Consider the following 13,277-nt stretch of genomic DNA (forward strand, 5'->3'; position numbering starts at 1 on the left):
TATGCCCCCGGCGACGCAAACGGGGACATGGGACTCATCAGCCTCCTCACCTCGAAACGGTCCGGGCAGCTCAGCGCGCTCTCGATGCTCGTCGAGGCCGCCATCGCGCTCTACAAGGGTAAAAAAGACGTCGCCGCACTGTATCTCGGCGCGGCCGTCCTCGCGTACCGATCGAGCATCGTCGGCGCTATCGCCGAGATCCTGATCCGGGCCTACCAGCGGATCCGATAAACGGGAGAAAGCGGCTTCGTTTCGCGGTCGTCGACCTACGCGCCGGCTTCGTCGAGCGCGGACTCGATCTCCTCGCGCTGGGTCACGCCGATGAACCGTTCGACGACGCCGTCGTCGTTCTCGACGACGAGAGTGGGGATCGACCGGACCTGATACTCGTTCGCGGTCTCCTGGTTCTCGTCGACGTCGATCTTCTCGAACTCCACGCTGCCATCCCGGTCGGCCTCGATCTCCTCGAGGATCGGGTCCTGTGTCTTGCAGGGGCCGCACCAGTCGGCGTAGAAATCCTTCAGTGTGACGCTCATTGTTCACCTCTGGTTACGTCATCGTCACTGATAAGCGTTGTTCACCGCCCATCGCCCGACGAAAGGCTTAGGCGTCTCCCCGCTCCAGCGGAGGTATGAGCAGCGGACAGAACTCCGGCGGGCTGATGTCGAGCGCGGGACTCGTGCGGTACTTCGACGCCGAGGACCAGAACGCGATCCGGATCAGTCCGGAGTCGGTCGTGGCCTTCGGCGTCGCGTTCGGGCTGTTCGTGATGGCGCTGTCGGTCATGCTGTAACCAGGGGTTCTTTTCCGTCGGTCGTCTCGATCCACTATGAGCCTCACCGCCGGCGTGATAGCCGTTCAGGGTGATTTCAGGGAACACGCGAGCGCCATCGAGCGTGCGGCCCGCGCCCACGGTGAGCGTGCGGAGCCGGTCGAGGTCCGTACCTCGGGGACCGTCCCCGACTGCGACCTGCTCCTCCTGCCGGGCGGCGAGTCGACGGCGATCTCGGCTCACCTCCAGCGCCAGGGTCTCGCCGAAGAGATCCGCGAGCACGTCGCGGCGGGCAAACCGCTGCTCGCGACGTGTGCCGGCCTCATCGTGGCGTGTACCGACGCGGGCGACGACCGCGTGGATTGTCTGGACCTCGTCGACGCCACGGTCGCGCGGAACGCGTTCGGCCGCCAGCGCGACAGCTTCGAGACCCGGCTCGACGTCGAGGGCCTCGACGAGCCGTTCCCCGCCGTGTTCATCCGCGCGCCGCAGGTCGCGAGCGTCGGCGAGTGCGAGGTGCTCGCGACGTTCGACGGCCACCCGGTCGCGGTGCGCGACGGCCCGGTGGTCGGCACCGCGTTCCACCCCGAACTCACCGACGACGCCCGGATCCACGGGCTGGCGTTCTTCGAGGCTCCCGAGTGACCTCGCCGGTGACAGCCTTTTGCGCATCGGCGTCGTCGGTGGGGTATGAACGCCCACATCGACGCGGTGCGGGTCGCGGGGACGCCGTCGGGCCCGGTGCCGGTGGTGTTGTTGGCCCCCGACGGCGAACCCGACCTCCTGCCGATATTCATCGGGTTCGACGAGGCCGCCGCGATCGCCCGCGGGCTCGACGCGGTCGACATCGGCCGGCCGCTGACCCACGACCTCCTGCTCGACGTGGTCGAGGAGCTCGGCGGTCGGGTCGATAAGGTGGTGGTCGATTCGCTCGAAAGCCAGGGTGATGGCGGCACCTACACCGCGGACCTCCATCTCGACACGCCGCGGGGCACCACGGTGGTCGACGCCCGGCCGAGCGATTCGCTCGCGCTCGCGGCCCGGACGGGGGCCGACATCGAGGTCGACCCCGGGGTGTACGACGAGGGCCGTCGCGAACGCACGACGTTCGACGACCTCGACGACATCCGGGAGGTGGCGGACCTGTGAGCGACGGCTCCGCTCGACGGACCGACCACCCAGCCGACCCGGTGCTCGACGACCTCGTGGCGGTCATCGAGGACCGGAAGGAGACGTTGCCCGAAGGGTCCTACACCGCCTCGCTGTTCACCCACGAGAAGGGCGAGAACGCGGTGCTCGAAAAGGTAGGCGAGGAGGCCACGGAAGTGATCCTCGCGGCGAAGGACGACGACCGCGAGGACCTGGTCGCCGAGAGCGCGGACCTGGTCTACCACCTGCTGGTGACGCTCTCGATGAACGACGTGAGCCTCGACGAACTCAGGGCCGAACTCGAAACCCGGCGGTAGGCGGGGCGAACTATCGCGGCGCGAAGCGGTGGCGGACGACCTCGCTGTCGTCGTCCCACTCGAACTCGTCGTGGACGGCGTCGAGGCGCTCGCGGTAGGCGTCGAGGTCCGCCGAGCCCTCCGCCCGCGCGTCCTCGTCGGTGAGGTCACCGAGCGTTCTGGCCTCGACGTCGAGCACCTCGAACATCTCGCCGCCGACCTCGAAGGTGTCGCCCTCCTCGGCGTACTGGTGGCCGCGGTGGAGCTGGGTGACGGTGCCGTCGGCGACGAGGCGTTCGAGGTGTTCGTTCGGGAGGAGGTCGCCGGGTTGGATCTGTGCCATGCGCGGGCTACGCGGCCGGTGTGCAAAAGGAATCGGATGCTCGGTCCCCGTTCGGTTACGCGAGGAGGCTGCCGACGGCTCCCGCTATCGCGCTCGGGATGGCCATGACGAACGCGAGGGCGACACCGATGACGAGGACGCTCCCGCCGAGCAGCCCGCCGAACCCGAGCGCGACGTCGAACACGGCGACGAGCAGGCCGACGAGAACCGCGACGATGATGCCGCCGAGCGCACCCGCGAGCAGGCCGTGCCAGAACCCGCGGCCGAGCCCCCCGCCGGCGATGTAACCGGCGGCGAACCCGCCGACAAGCGCCGCGAACAGCTGTCCGATCACCGGGATGATCGCGCCGACGATGCTCAACACCAGTTCGATGAGAAATCCGACCCCGACCGCCCGCCAGTTGGTCATACCCGTGAGTAGTCGGCGGGATGGTATATTCATATCGACTGCCCGTTCCCGGGTGCGGGCTCGCGCGCACCGACGAACGCGTTTTTACGTATCCCTGCTGTACGGAGCGCATGATTTTCGAAGACCTCCCCACCACGCCGACCGCGGAGGAACTCATCGACCGGGCGTTCTCGCGGGCGGCGCGGGCCGGGCGGGCGCAGTCGGGCACCGACGGCCAGCAATCGATGCTCCAGACCGCGGCGAACGTCCTCTCGGACAACCTCGAACACGTCGTGACGAGCTGGCCGGATTTCGACACCGTCGACCCGTTCTACTACGAACTCGCCGACGCGCTCGTCGAGGTCGACGAGCTCCGAAAGAGCCTCTCGGAGGTCCGGTGGGCCAGCCAGAAGACCGCCGAACTCAAAAGCGAGTACCAGGGCCGGCTCCGTGGCGACGTCGAGACGGCGCGGAAACTCAGAAAGCAGGCGTTCGCGCGGCTCGCGGACGTGGTAGAGGAGGTCGAACCCGACCTCGAACGGCTGGGAGCCGCACGCGACGAGCTTCGAACCCTCCCCACCATCCTCCCCGACGAACCGACGATCGTGGTCGCGGGCTTTCCGAACGTCGGGAAGTCCACCTTCGTCAACAACGTCACGAACGCCCGCGGCGAGGTCGCCTCCTACCCGTTCACGACGACCCGGATCGGCGTCGGCCACCTCTCGCGCGAGCGCATCCGCTACCAGCTGGTCGACACCCCCGGACTGCTCGACCGCGACGACGGCACCCGAAACGAGGTCGAACTTCAGGCCGAGAGCGCGCTGGCTCACGTCGCCGACTGTGTGCTGGTGTTCGTCGACGCCAGCGAGGCCTGCGGCTTCCCGCTCGACCAACAGATCGCACTCCGCGACCGCGTCGCGGAGCGCTTCTCGGTACCCGTCCTCACCGTCTGTACGAAGGCCGACCGCTCGGACGACCTCGACGCCGACCACTATCTCAGCGTCGAGCAGGACGAGGGTATCGAGGCCCTCGTCGACGCGGCGGTCGAGGCGGTCGGCTACGAACCCGAACTCCCCTACTGACCACGGGGTTTTCGTTCTCGAAGCCGAACCTCAGGTATGCACTTCGACCAGCGCACCCAGCGCGCGCTCCGCGAGGCGGGGCTCTCGACCGACGAGATCCGCGAGACCTCGAAGCGCGTCGTCGAGGCGACCGAGGACGACGCCGAGGAATTGGGGGCCTTCTTCGCGGACCTCGAAACCGTCTACTCGGACATGGACCAGGCCCACAGCGCCGAGGAGTTCCCCGAACACGAGGTCGAGTACCTCGACCTGTTCACCCACGCGAACGACATCCGGGGCTACCTCCGGTTCTCGACCTGGGGCGTCCCGGTCGAGGGCGGGCGCGTGCTCTCGACGGATCTGGTCGAACTCTCGCTCGGCCCGACGGTCGACGGTCGCGTGCAGTTCGCCGCCTCGCGCGAGGCGCTGCGGTGAGCCAGGTCGAGGGTGGGGCCAACGCGGACCGCCAGTGGGTACGGATCGACGAAACGATCCCGAAGTGGGGGCTGGTGAGTCGACCGCTGACCACCCTGCGGGAACGTGAGCTGGTCGTCGACCCCGCTGGCGACGACGAGGGGTCGGGAACGGCGGACGACCCGCTCGCGACGATTCAGGAGGCGTTCAACCGGCTTCCCGTCTTCGTCCAGCACGACACCACGATACGCGTCCGGCCGGGGACGTACACCGACGAAGATCCGGCGATCCACACGGGGCCGCTCGTCCAGAAGGCCCAGTCGACGCTCCGTCTCCTCGGTGACCCCGACGACCCCGAACGCGTCGCGGTCGGGTCGGGTATCAACTCGACGTACGCGGGCAAGCAGTCCCACTACTCGATCGAGGGGGTCGCCTTCGACGGGCTCTCGCAGTTCGCCGGGCCGGTCGACCTCCGGGACTGCGTCCTCCACGGCAACGGCGACGCCGCGATCTCGGGGAAGAACGGGCGCGTCTTCGCCAAACGGTGTCGGATCGGCTCGCCCGACGACCGCTATGCGATCTGGAGCACGCTGATGGAGTCCTACGGGCTGGTGAACTGCCACCTCACGGCGAGCGAGGCCGCGATACGCGCCAACGGTCCCGGAACACACCGGCTCTCGGGGAGCTGCTCGGTCGACGCGCCGACCGCGTTCGACGCCGATTCGGGGTCGATGATACTCGACGGCGAGGACCTCTACGTCGGCGGGCGGCGCTACACACCGGACTGACCGTCGTGGGTCGCGGGTCGGTCGTCGTTTGTCGGTTATCGGTTATCGGCCGTAGTCCGCGTCGCCCGTGCCGCCGGTGAGCGCGCTGGCGAGCGCGCCCTCGACCACCACGTCGTCGCCGAGCGAGGTGAGCCGGATCTCGGGGACGTTGGTCATCACGAGGTCGTCGAGGCGCTCGCGCATCGGGTCGACGACCCGGGCCTCGTTGTTGAGCGCGACCGCGCCGCCGACCGACACCACGAGCGGCGCGTAGGCGTGGACGATGTCCGCCATCCCCAGCGCGTTCCAGTCGGCGAGCCGGCCGACGACGTGGTTCGCGAACTCGTCGTCGTCGTTCTCGAAGACGTCCACCGCGGTGAACCCCTCCGTCTCGATCGGGAGGGCGGTCTCGGGCTGGCCCTCGTCGTCCCAGAGCAGGCGGGCGTACTCGGGGATGTTGGTGCCCGCACAGTAGGCCTCCCAGTGGCCCTCCTTGCCACAGCCGCAGTCCATTCGTCCTTTGGGATCGACGGTGAGGTGGCCGGCCTCGCCGGCGTTGCCGTCCCACCCTCCGAGAATGTTGCCGTCGACCGCGACGCCCGCGCCGATCCCCGAGGAGATCGTGAGGTAGACCATGTCGTCGGGGTTGCGCTCGGCGTGGTAGCGCTCGCCGATGACGCCCGCGGCGACGTCCTTGTGGAGGTAGACCTCCTCGGTGTCGAGGAGGTTCGAGACGGGGCCACGGAGGGGGACCTCGCCGACGGGGATGTTGGTCGGCTCGACGAGCCCCTCGGTGAGGTCGAGGCGGCCGGCGGCGGCGATGCCGACCGCCGTTATCGCCGTCGGGTCGACGCCCGCCGCGTCCGTCGCTTCGCGGAGGCTTTCGAGGATCGCCTCGGTGACCGCGAGCCCGTTCGGTCCCCGCGGGGCCTCGCGTCTGTCGGACCCGTCGATGTTCCCGTCCGCGTCGGCGACGACTACCCGGAGATTCGTGCCACCGAGGTCGACGCCGGCGTAGCTCGCCATAGTTCGATCGTGCGGGCCGACGACTTAGTTCATCACGGTTCGTCGCCGGGGGTGTCACGTGCTTGCACGTTCGACGAGGTGGCCGCGTTCGGGCCACGTATGGTTCTCGGGGATCGATCGGTGACATGATCGAACCCGACCTCTCGGGGCGGACGGCACTGGTGACGGGCAGCGCGAAAGGTGTCGGGCGCGAACTGCTCCTCTCGTTGGCCGAGCGCGGCGCGTCGGTCGCGGTCCACTACCACACCAGCCCCGACGCGGCCGAGGAGGTCGCGAGCGCTGCGCGCGAGCACGACGTCGAGGCCACAACGGTGCAGGGCGACGTCACCGACCCCAGTGCCGTCGACGAGCTGTTCTCGGCGGTTGAGGCCGACCTCGGGAGCGTAGAGGTCCTCGTCAACAACGTGGGAGCGTTCGCGCCAACACACTGGGAGGCGATCGACTTCGAGACGTGGAACCTGGTGCTCGAAACCAACCTCAACGGGACGTACCTCTGTTCGAAGCGGGCGCTGCCGGGGATGCGCGAGAACGACTGGGGCCGTATCGTCAACGTGGGCTACGCGAGTGCGGACCGGCTGTTGGTCGCGCCGAAGAACTTCCCGTACTTCGTCGCCAAGGCGGGGGTCGTGATGTTCACGCGGATGCTCGCCGCCGACACCCAGGACACCGGGATCACAGCCAACGCGATCTCGCCGTACGTGGTCCAGAACTCCGAGGTGTTTCCCGAGGACCTCCCGCGCGGCCGTCCGGCGTCGTTCGACGACATGTCCCAGGCGATGTTGGTCTTCCTCGAAGAGGGAAGCGATTACCTGAGTGGGCAGAACCTCGCCGTCGACGGCGGCTGGCGACCCGAACGGGTCTGAGGAGCAGCGAGATCGGTTGCCGCCCGGCGATGGTAGCGGCACGGTTGTGGAGCGGCGCGGTCGCGGTGCGGTTGCCGCGGCCTCCGGTGGTAGTCGCGGTTCCTGGTGGATGAAGGGCGAACGAACCCCGGAGGGGTGAGTGAGGGCTTCGGCGGAGTCGGTGCTGTGCGGTTTGCGGTCGTGGGTCCGTTAGTCGTTGTACCGCGAGTGAGGCCGCAGGCCGAACGAGCGGCCTTTTTAGTCCAGGTTTTTCAAGGAGCGGTGCGCGAAGCGCACCCGACGCAGAAAAAAGTGGGCTTTAGAACGCGTCGCCGTCGACCGAGATGTCGGCGTGGAGCTCCTCTTTGAGTGCGGAGTGGACGTGACAGATCTCCTCGCCGGTCTCGACGAGCGTGTCCTCGTCGCCGTCGATGTCGGCCTCGACGCGCATGTCGAAGCGGATGGCGGAGAGGTCGTCGTCGTCGTCGAGGTCGGCCTCGGCGTCGATCTCGACCTTCCCGAGGTCGTCGTAGTCGTTCTGCTGGGCACCGACGCGGAACGCCGGGATGTAACACGAGGCGTAGTCGGCCACGAGCGTCTGGTTCGGGTCGGGGCCGTTCTCGTTGGTGGCGTCGATGGTGAGTTCGAACTCGCCGACGCGGCTGGTGGTCGAGAACCCTTCTTCGGACGTACTGCTGACGGTGATGTCTGCCATTGCGCTCGCGGGTTGGGTTGCCGGCGACGTAAGCCTGTCCCACTCGTGTGCGTGGCGGTCCCTGTCCCACGGAGGACCGGGACGGTCGAGGGTGGGGCGGTCGAAAGCGGTTCAGTCGAGGGTGAACGAGCCGTCGTCGTCGAGGACGTGGACCTCGCTGTCGGCGGCGCGTTCGTCGACCGCGTCGGCGAACGCCTCGGGGTCGGCTTCGAGCGGCGGCATCGTGTCGTAGTGCATCGGGAAGACGTGCGGCGCGTCGAGCCAGTCGGCCGCGATCGAGGCCTGCCAGATCCCCATCGTGAAGTGGTCGCCCATCGGGAGCGCGACCGCGTCGGGCTGGAGGAACGGGCTGATTACGTCACGCATCTCGGGCATCAGACCGGTGTCGCCGGCGTGGTAGAACGACGTGCCGGTGCCGTCGGGGCCCGGCTGGTCGTCACTCACGAGGACACCCGTCGGCATCCCGAGTTCGTACTCGTAGTCCATTCCGATGCCGTTGGTGTGGTCGGCGCGATGCATCGTGACGTAGGCGTCGTCGCACTCGACGGTGCCGCCGATGTTCATGCCGATCGTCTCGGCGACCCCGAACTCCGCCTCGACGTAGGCCGCGAGCTCGGGGGTGGCGACCACCGTCGCGTCGGCGAACTCGCCGACGTCGGCGATGTGGTCGGCGTGGCCGTGGGTGAGCACGACGTAGTCGGGTTCGTCGATGTCCGCCGGCTCCTTCGACGTGTGCGGGTTGTCGAAGAACGGGTCGATCAGGAGACTGGTGTCGCCGACCTCGACGTACCACGTCGAGTGGCCGTGCCAGGTGAGTTCCATTGCAGTCCCCGATACTCGCGCGGCACACTTAGTTGTGCGGCGGGCGTGTGAACAATTCACGCGGCGGGTTTCGACGCTCCGTCAGGGGTCGTCCCGGCGGTTCTCGTCGGGGCTGGCCCTGCGGCGCTCCGCTTCGAGCCCGCGGATCTGCCGGAGGTAGTAGAGCACGCCGACGAGGGCGACGACCACGAGTACCGCCAGCCCGCCTGCGAAGATGTAGAGGTCGCGCTGGAGGTAGTACCGGACGGCCACGCTATCGCTCTCGACGTTCTCCCAGTGGATGCGGACGTGGCCCGAGGCGGTGCGCTCGGTCTCGTAGTCGCCCGGATCCACTCGCGCGAGCGGTTCGTAGTCGACCCGCATTCCCTTCGGGATCGTGACCGCGTAGCTCCCGGGGACGAACGTCTGGGTCACGAACTGCTTGCCCTGGGCCGAGGCCTCGAACGCGACCCGTCCGTCACGTGCCGGGAGGTCGATCACCGTTCGCTCCTGTTCGTTGGTCGCGTTGAGTTTCGGCGAGGCCGCCGTCACTACGCTGCCGTTGGGGTACTGAAACTTGAGCGCCGAGATGGCGAGCGGCCGGTCGCGCTGGAGGCCGTCGCGACGATGGACCACGAACTCGGAGCGATTGTCGACGCGGTAGACCGCCTCGTAGCTCCCGCCGGTGATGTTGATAGAGGCGTTGACGTCCGTGTTCCAGCCGTAGCTCTCGTTCTGGGTGAGCGCGTCCTGATTCGCGGGGCTCGGCCCGAACGCGGATGTACAGCCCGCGAGCGCGACGAACGCGAACAGGAGGACGAATCCGAGCGCTCGCCGTCGGGTCATGCGACGACGCAGAGGAGTTCGGCCGGGAGGTAGCTCCCGATGCTCGCGAGCAGCCCCGGCGGGTCGGTCCCGTCGGCACAGACGATGCTCTGTTCGAGCAGGCCGAGCCGTTCGACGGTGATGATGTCCTGGGCGTGACCCGCCCGGTTCACCGTCGCGCGGGTCTCGCCGCGCGTCGCGCTGTTGACGTTGACCCGACCGGCCCCCCGCGACCACTCGTAGAGCCGGTCGCGCTCCTCGTCGGCCAGCCGGTTGGGCTCGCCGGAGACGAACTTCAGGGGGAGATGCTGGACCAACCCGTATCGCGTTCGGATCTGGTCGGGCGTTCCGGGACCCAGGCCGAGTTGGTCGCTCGGGATCCGAACCTCCTCGCCCGCATCCAGCACTAGTCCCTCCTCGTCCCAGCGTTCGAGGGTGCCGGTGTAGACGTCGCCCGCTTCGAACTCGGGGGTGATCGCGCCCCACTCCTCGTGGAGGACGTTCCTGGCGACGGTCTCGTCCTCGCCCGACACCGTGACGCTCGGGAAGTCGTCGTGGCGGAGCCCGACCTCGTACTCGACCGCGAGGTCGCCGATGGCGTTCTCGACCAGCGACCGGAGACCGTCCAGCGCACGCTCGCGGGCGTCGCCCTCGACGTAACACTTGGTGGCGAGAACGACCATCAGGCGGGGACGTTGAGTTCGGACCGGAGCCGATCGATGCGGGTGTCCATCCCCTCGATCAGCTGGTCGTTGTCGAGCGATTCGAGCTCGGAGCCACACTGGGGGCACTCGAAGCCGAACTCCATGGCCTCCTCGAACTCGAAGCGGATCGAGTCGGTCTGACAGAGGAAGAACTCGTGGGTCCGCTCGTACTCCCGGCGCTCTTCGAGCGCGTCGAGCAGCCGTTCCATCTCGTCCCGGAGGTTCTCGGGGATCGACTCGTACTCGAACGTCCAGAGGTAGGTCAACCAGCCCGAATCCTCGTCGCGGAGCCGGCGGTAGCTCGCGAGGTCGTTCTCGTAGAGGATGAACAGCGCGCGCCGGACGTCGTTGAGTTCGAGGTCGAGCTCCTCGGCGAGCTCCTCGTCGGTGACCTCGCCGTCGGGCGGGGCGGCGGCGACGGGCATTCCCCGCGGGCCGACGAGCTCGTGGAGATAGGTCTGCACTACCGGATCAGAAAGGAGGTCCTCGAACGCCATTTGGCCCTATTCGGGCACGGGGGCGGGTAAACCCATCGTTCACTCCCCGTTGTCGGTCGGCTCGACGCGCTTGCCGCGGGCCTTCGGTACCACCCGGCACTCGGCGTCCGTCCACTCGCGGTCGAGTTCGCGGCCCTCGAAGAGCCGGTCGAGGAACACCGCGAGCGAGGCCACCTCCGAGTGGGGCTGGTTGGTGACGGCGACGTTGTAGTCGGCGGCCTCGTAGACGTCGAAGGAGACCTTTTCCGCCCCCACTACGACGAGCAGCGGCTGATCACGGTGGCTGTTCCTGATCTCGGCCTCCACCTCCTCCACCGGGAGGCCGTACATCGTGAGATGGACGACGGGGCCCGGGAACTCCTCCAGCAACGGACGGTAGGCGTCGGTGACCTCGACCTCGAACGGGCCGCCGAAGCGTTCGGTGATGTCGGCGACGGTCTCCTCGGGGCCGGCGGCCTCGCCCGCGAAGACCACCCGGTCGGCCCCCAGGGCACGGGCGGTGAGCCCTACGTGCGAACTCATCCGCTCGTCGCGACCCGGCCGGTGGCCGAGCCGGAGTACGTGGACCGCGGGTTCGTCCTGCATCTCACTGCGCGGAATCGATCGCCGAACTGATCGCGTCGACGGTCGGGTCCACCGGCGTTCCGTTGACGAACACCGCCGGCGTCCCCTCGACACCGTTTTGCATCCCCTGCTGTTTGTCGTTCGCGATGGTTTGCTCGAATCGGCGGTTCGTCGCGGCGTTCCTGACCCGGTCCGCACCGAGCCCGGTCTCCTCGCCGAGCGACGCGTAGAACTCCGGGCCCAGCGAACTCTGGTTCGCGAACAGCTGGTCGAGGTAGGTCCAGAAGGCCTCGTCGCCGGCGAGCGCCTGTGCGGCGCGGGCGGCGTTCGCGGCGGTGTAGGAGGCGGGCTCGTCGACCGGGATCGGGAAGTCGTGGTGCTCGTAGCGGATGTCGTTCGAGTCGATGTAGCTGCTCTGGATCTCCGGGACGACGTTCTGTACGTACTCCTGGCAGTGCGGACAGGCGAAGTCCTCGTAGGCCGCCACGGTCACGCCGGCGTTCGGGTCGCCCTTGAGGGGTGCATCGAGCGGCTGACTAACCGAGAGACCGCCGCTCGCGTTGTAGTCGGGCAGGTCCGAATCCGCGCTCGCGGAGCCGCCGCCCAGGCCGAGACAGCCCGCGAGGGACGTGACGGCGACCCCGCTCGCGGCGAGCAGCATCCGGCGGCGGGTCGATGTCGATGGGTCCCTCGTTCGGTCCGACGGCCCGCGGTTCCGGTCCATTGGTTGACCAATACGTCCCGGCGCGCATAAATCCCGCGACCCGCGGCGGATCCGGGCCGCTGGGACCGCAAGAGCCATACTCCACGACTCGGCATTCGGGACATGAACCTCACCGACAAACGGGTGCTCATCACGGGCGGGGCGGGACTCGTCGGCTCCCACCTCGCGGGTCGGCTTCTCGACGACAACGAGGTCGTGGTGGCCGACGACTGCTCGAAGGGCGACCGTGAACGGGTTCCCGAGGGAGCCGAGTTCGTCGAGGCCGACATGACAAGCGAGGACGATGTCGCCGAGGCTATCACTTCGGACCTCGATTGTGTCTTCCACTTCGCGGCCTACACCGACACCAACTACGCGGACCCGCGCCGGCTCTTCGAGGAGAACGGCGCGATGACCTACAACGTCCTCGAACGCATGGACGAGGTCGGCGTCTCGAACGTCGCCTTCACCTCCTCCTCGACCGTCTACGGGGAGGCACCGATGCCGACCCCCGAGGACCACGCGCCGCTCGAACCTATCTCGATCTACGGCGCGAGCAAGCTCGCCGACGAGGGCCTCCTCTCGACCTACGCTCACTCCCACGGTTTCACCGTCTGGCTCTACCGCTTCGCCAACATCGTCGGCCCGAACCAGCGCGGCAACGTCGTCCCCGACTTCATCGAAAAGCTCGACGAGAACCCCGACGAACTGGAGATCCTCGGGGACGGTCGTCAGGAGAAGTCCTACCTCCACGTCTCGGACTGTGTCGAGGCGGTCCGTCACGTCGTGGAGAGTACTGATAAACCGATGAACACCTACAACCTCGGGACGCGAACCACGACCTCGGTGACGGATATCGCCGACATCGTGGCCGACGAGATGGGGGTCGACCCCGAGTACTCCTACACCGGCGGCGACCGTGGCTGGACCGGCGACGTCCCGAAGATGCGCCTCGCAGTCGAGAAGCTCACCGACCTCGGCTACGAGCCCGAACTGTCGAGCGACGAGGCGGTCCGGCGCGGCGCGCGCGAACTCATCGACGAGATCACTTAGACGGAGAACGCAGCCCGGGCCTCGCAGTCCAACTCTTCGGCTTCGAGGATCGCCACCGCGGTGTAGGTGCCCGGCTCCGGCTCCGACCACTCGCCGTCGTAGGTCACAGCGTCGCCGGGTACGAGTTCCGTCGACCGAAGCATCTGTGCGAACACCTTTTCATCCGACCACCGCCAGCGTTCGTCTTCCCCATCGAGCACGACGAAGTCGGCGGTCCGTGCGTCGCGAAAGGAGAGCGTTACGGGTTCGTCCCCGTCGTTCTCGACGGTGAAGGCGAACGAGACCCGGTCGGGGTTCGTCAGAAGGTCGAGGGTTCCGACGAGCGCCATACGCGGACGTTAGTGCGCGCCGGCAAAA

At 67.9% G+C, this 13,277-nt stretch carries 22 protein-coding genes; 10 read left to right on the forward strand and 12 right to left on the reverse strand.

What is annotated here, in order from left to right:
- Positions 1–27 precede the first annotated feature (27 nt).
- Complete coding sequence (locus tag C447_RS07855) at positions 28–231, forward strand: hypothetical protein (protein WP_007692636.1); 204 nt, start codon at positions 28–30, stop codon at positions 229–231.
- Between the two features lie 35 nt (positions 232–266).
- Here C447_RS07855 and trxA read toward each other — a convergent pair whose 3' ends face one another.
- Positions 267–536, reverse strand: a complete 270-nt coding sequence (trxA, locus tag C447_RS07860; protein ID WP_007692637.1) for a thioredoxin — start codon at positions 534–536, stop codon at positions 267–269.
- 95 nt (positions 537–631) lie between these two features.
- Here trxA and C447_RS07865 point away from each other — a divergent pair, with 95 nt between their 5' ends.
- From C447_RS07865 to hisE, 4 genes are read left to right on the forward strand one after another with little or no spacing between them, the layout of a single operon-like run.
- Positions 632–793 (forward strand): preprotein translocase subunit Sec61beta, encoded by a 162-nt coding sequence (locus C447_RS07865; protein ID WP_007692638.1) that lies wholly within the window; start codon positions 632–634, stop codon positions 791–793.
- 36 nt (positions 794–829) lie between these two features.
- Positions 830–1,417, forward strand: a complete 588-nt coding sequence (gene pdxT / locus C447_RS07870) for a pyridoxal 5'-phosphate synthase glutaminase subunit PdxT (protein ID WP_007692645.1) — start codon at positions 830–832, stop codon at positions 1,415–1,417.
- 45 nt (positions 1,418–1,462) lie between these two features.
- The gene (locus tag C447_RS07875; RefSeq protein ID WP_007692647.1) at positions 1,463–1,921 is read left to right on the forward strand and encodes a bifunctional nuclease family protein; all 459 of its coding nucleotides are present in this window, start codon (positions 1,463–1,465) and stop codon (positions 1,919–1,921) included.
- Positions 1,918–2,238 (forward strand): phosphoribosyl-ATP diphosphatase, encoded by a 321-nt coding sequence (gene hisE, locus C447_RS07880; protein ID WP_007692649.1) that lies wholly within the window; start codon positions 1,918–1,920, stop codon positions 2,236–2,238. The genes C447_RS07875 and hisE overlap by 4 nt, the downstream gene beginning before the upstream one ends.
- 10 nt (positions 2,239–2,248) lie before the next feature.
- On the opposite strand, the gene C447_RS07885 is transcribed toward hisE, so the two are convergent.
- Together C447_RS07885 and C447_RS07890 are read right to left on the reverse strand one after the other, a co-directional pair.
- Entirely contained in the window at positions 2,249–2,560 is a 312-nt protein-coding gene (locus C447_RS07885) for an ASCH domain-containing protein (RefSeq protein WP_007692652.1), read from the reverse strand.
- A 55-nt stretch (positions 2,561–2,615) separates the two neighbouring features.
- A complete protein-coding gene (locus C447_RS07890; protein WP_007692654.1) occupies positions 2,616–2,969 on the reverse strand; it encodes a DUF5518 domain-containing protein in 354 nt (117 codons plus the stop codon).
- Positions 2,970–3,079: 110 nt separating this feature from the next.
- Between C447_RS07890 and C447_RS07895 the strand changes: the two genes are divergently transcribed.
- From C447_RS07895 to C447_RS07905, 3 genes are read left to right on the forward strand one after another with little or no spacing between them, the layout of a single operon-like run.
- The gene (locus C447_RS07895; RefSeq protein WP_007692656.1) at positions 3,080–4,030 is read left to right on the forward strand and encodes an NOG1 family protein; all 951 of its coding nucleotides are present in this window, start codon (positions 3,080–3,082) and stop codon (positions 4,028–4,030) included.
- Between the two features lie 36 nt (positions 4,031–4,066).
- Positions 4,067–4,444, forward strand: a complete 378-nt coding sequence (locus tag C447_RS07900) for a DUF7532 family protein (RefSeq protein ID WP_007692658.1) — start codon at positions 4,067–4,069, stop codon at positions 4,442–4,444.
- A complete protein-coding gene (locus C447_RS07905; RefSeq protein WP_007692660.1) occupies positions 4,441–5,211 on the forward strand; it encodes a PemB family protein in 771 nt (256 codons plus the stop codon). The genes C447_RS07900 and C447_RS07905 overlap by 4 nt, the downstream gene beginning before the upstream one ends.
- A gap of 42 nt (positions 5,212–5,253) precedes the next feature.
- Here the strand turns inward: C447_RS07905 and C447_RS07910 are convergent, their stop codons facing one another.
- Entirely contained in the window at positions 5,254–6,216 is a 963-nt protein-coding gene (locus tag C447_RS07910) for an ROK family protein (protein ID WP_007692661.1), read from the reverse strand.
- A 125-nt stretch (positions 6,217–6,341) separates the two neighbouring features.
- Between C447_RS07910 and C447_RS07915 the strand changes: the two genes are divergently transcribed.
- Complete coding sequence (locus C447_RS07915) at positions 6,342–7,079, forward strand: SDR family NAD(P)-dependent oxidoreductase (RefSeq protein ID WP_007692662.1); 738 nt, start codon at positions 6,342–6,344, stop codon at positions 7,077–7,079.
- Positions 7,080–7,377: 298 nt separating this feature from the next.
- On the opposite strand, the gene C447_RS07920 is transcribed toward C447_RS07915, so the two are convergent.
- The 7 genes from C447_RS07920 to C447_RS07950 all read right to left on the reverse strand — a co-directional run bounded on the left by C447_RS07920 (position 7,378) and on the right by C447_RS07950 (position 11,825).
- Positions 7,378–7,773, reverse strand: a complete 396-nt coding sequence (locus C447_RS07920) for an OsmC family protein (RefSeq protein WP_007692663.1) — start codon at positions 7,771–7,773, stop codon at positions 7,378–7,380.
- A gap of 111 nt (positions 7,774–7,884) precedes the next feature.
- Positions 7,885–8,595 carry a metal-dependent hydrolase gene (locus tag C447_RS07925; protein WP_007692664.1) on the reverse strand — a complete coding sequence of 237 codons (711 nt, stop codon included), beginning with the start codon at positions 8,593–8,595 and terminating at the stop codon, positions 7,885–7,887.
- An 81-nt stretch (positions 8,596–8,676) separates the two neighbouring features.
- The gene (locus C447_RS07930) at positions 8,677–9,420 is read right to left on the reverse strand and encodes a DUF5803 family protein (protein WP_007692665.1); all 744 of its coding nucleotides are present in this window, start codon (positions 9,418–9,420) and stop codon (positions 8,677–8,679) included.
- Complete coding sequence (locus C447_RS07935; RefSeq protein WP_007692666.1) at positions 9,417–10,082, reverse strand: DUF2110 family protein; 666 nt, start codon at positions 10,080–10,082, stop codon at positions 9,417–9,419. Before C447_RS07935 ends, C447_RS07930 begins: the two co-directional genes overlap by 4 nt.
- Positions 10,082–10,600, reverse strand: a complete 519-nt coding sequence (tfe, locus tag C447_RS07940) for a transcription factor E (protein ID WP_007692667.1) — start codon at positions 10,598–10,600, stop codon at positions 10,082–10,084. Before tfe ends, C447_RS07935 begins: the two co-directional genes overlap by 1 nt.
- Before the next feature lie 39 nt (positions 10,601–10,639).
- Positions 10,640–11,185, reverse strand: a complete 546-nt coding sequence (locus C447_RS07945) for a tRNA (cytidine(56)-2'-O)-methyltransferase (protein ID WP_007692668.1) — start codon at positions 11,183–11,185, stop codon at positions 10,640–10,642.
- A 1-nt stretch (position 11,186) separates the two neighbouring features.
- Entirely contained in the window at positions 11,187–11,825 is a 639-nt protein-coding gene (locus tag C447_RS07950) for a DsbA family protein (RefSeq protein WP_007692669.1), read from the reverse strand.
- 165 nt (positions 11,826–11,990) lie between these two features.
- Between C447_RS07950 and C447_RS07955 the strand changes: the two genes are divergently transcribed.
- Positions 11,991–12,920 carry an NAD-dependent epimerase/dehydratase family protein gene (locus tag C447_RS07955; protein ID WP_007692672.1) on the forward strand — a complete coding sequence of 310 codons (930 nt, stop codon included), beginning with the start codon at positions 11,991–11,993 and terminating at the stop codon, positions 12,918–12,920.
- Here the strand turns inward: C447_RS07955 and C447_RS07960 are convergent.
- The gene (locus C447_RS07960; RefSeq protein ID WP_007692674.1) at positions 12,917–13,249 is read right to left on the reverse strand and encodes a BsuPI-related putative proteinase inhibitor; all 333 of its coding nucleotides are present in this window, start codon (positions 13,247–13,249) and stop codon (positions 12,917–12,919) included. The genes C447_RS07955 and C447_RS07960 overlap by 4 nt on opposite strands.
- Positions 13,250–13,277: the final 28 nt, after the last annotated feature.

The sequence above is a fragment of the Halococcus hamelinensis 100A6 genome (assembly GCF_000336675.1).
In the GTDB taxonomy this organism is placed as follows: domain Archaea; phylum Halobacteriota; class Halobacteria; order Halobacteriales; family Halococcaceae; genus Halococcus; species Halococcus hamelinensis.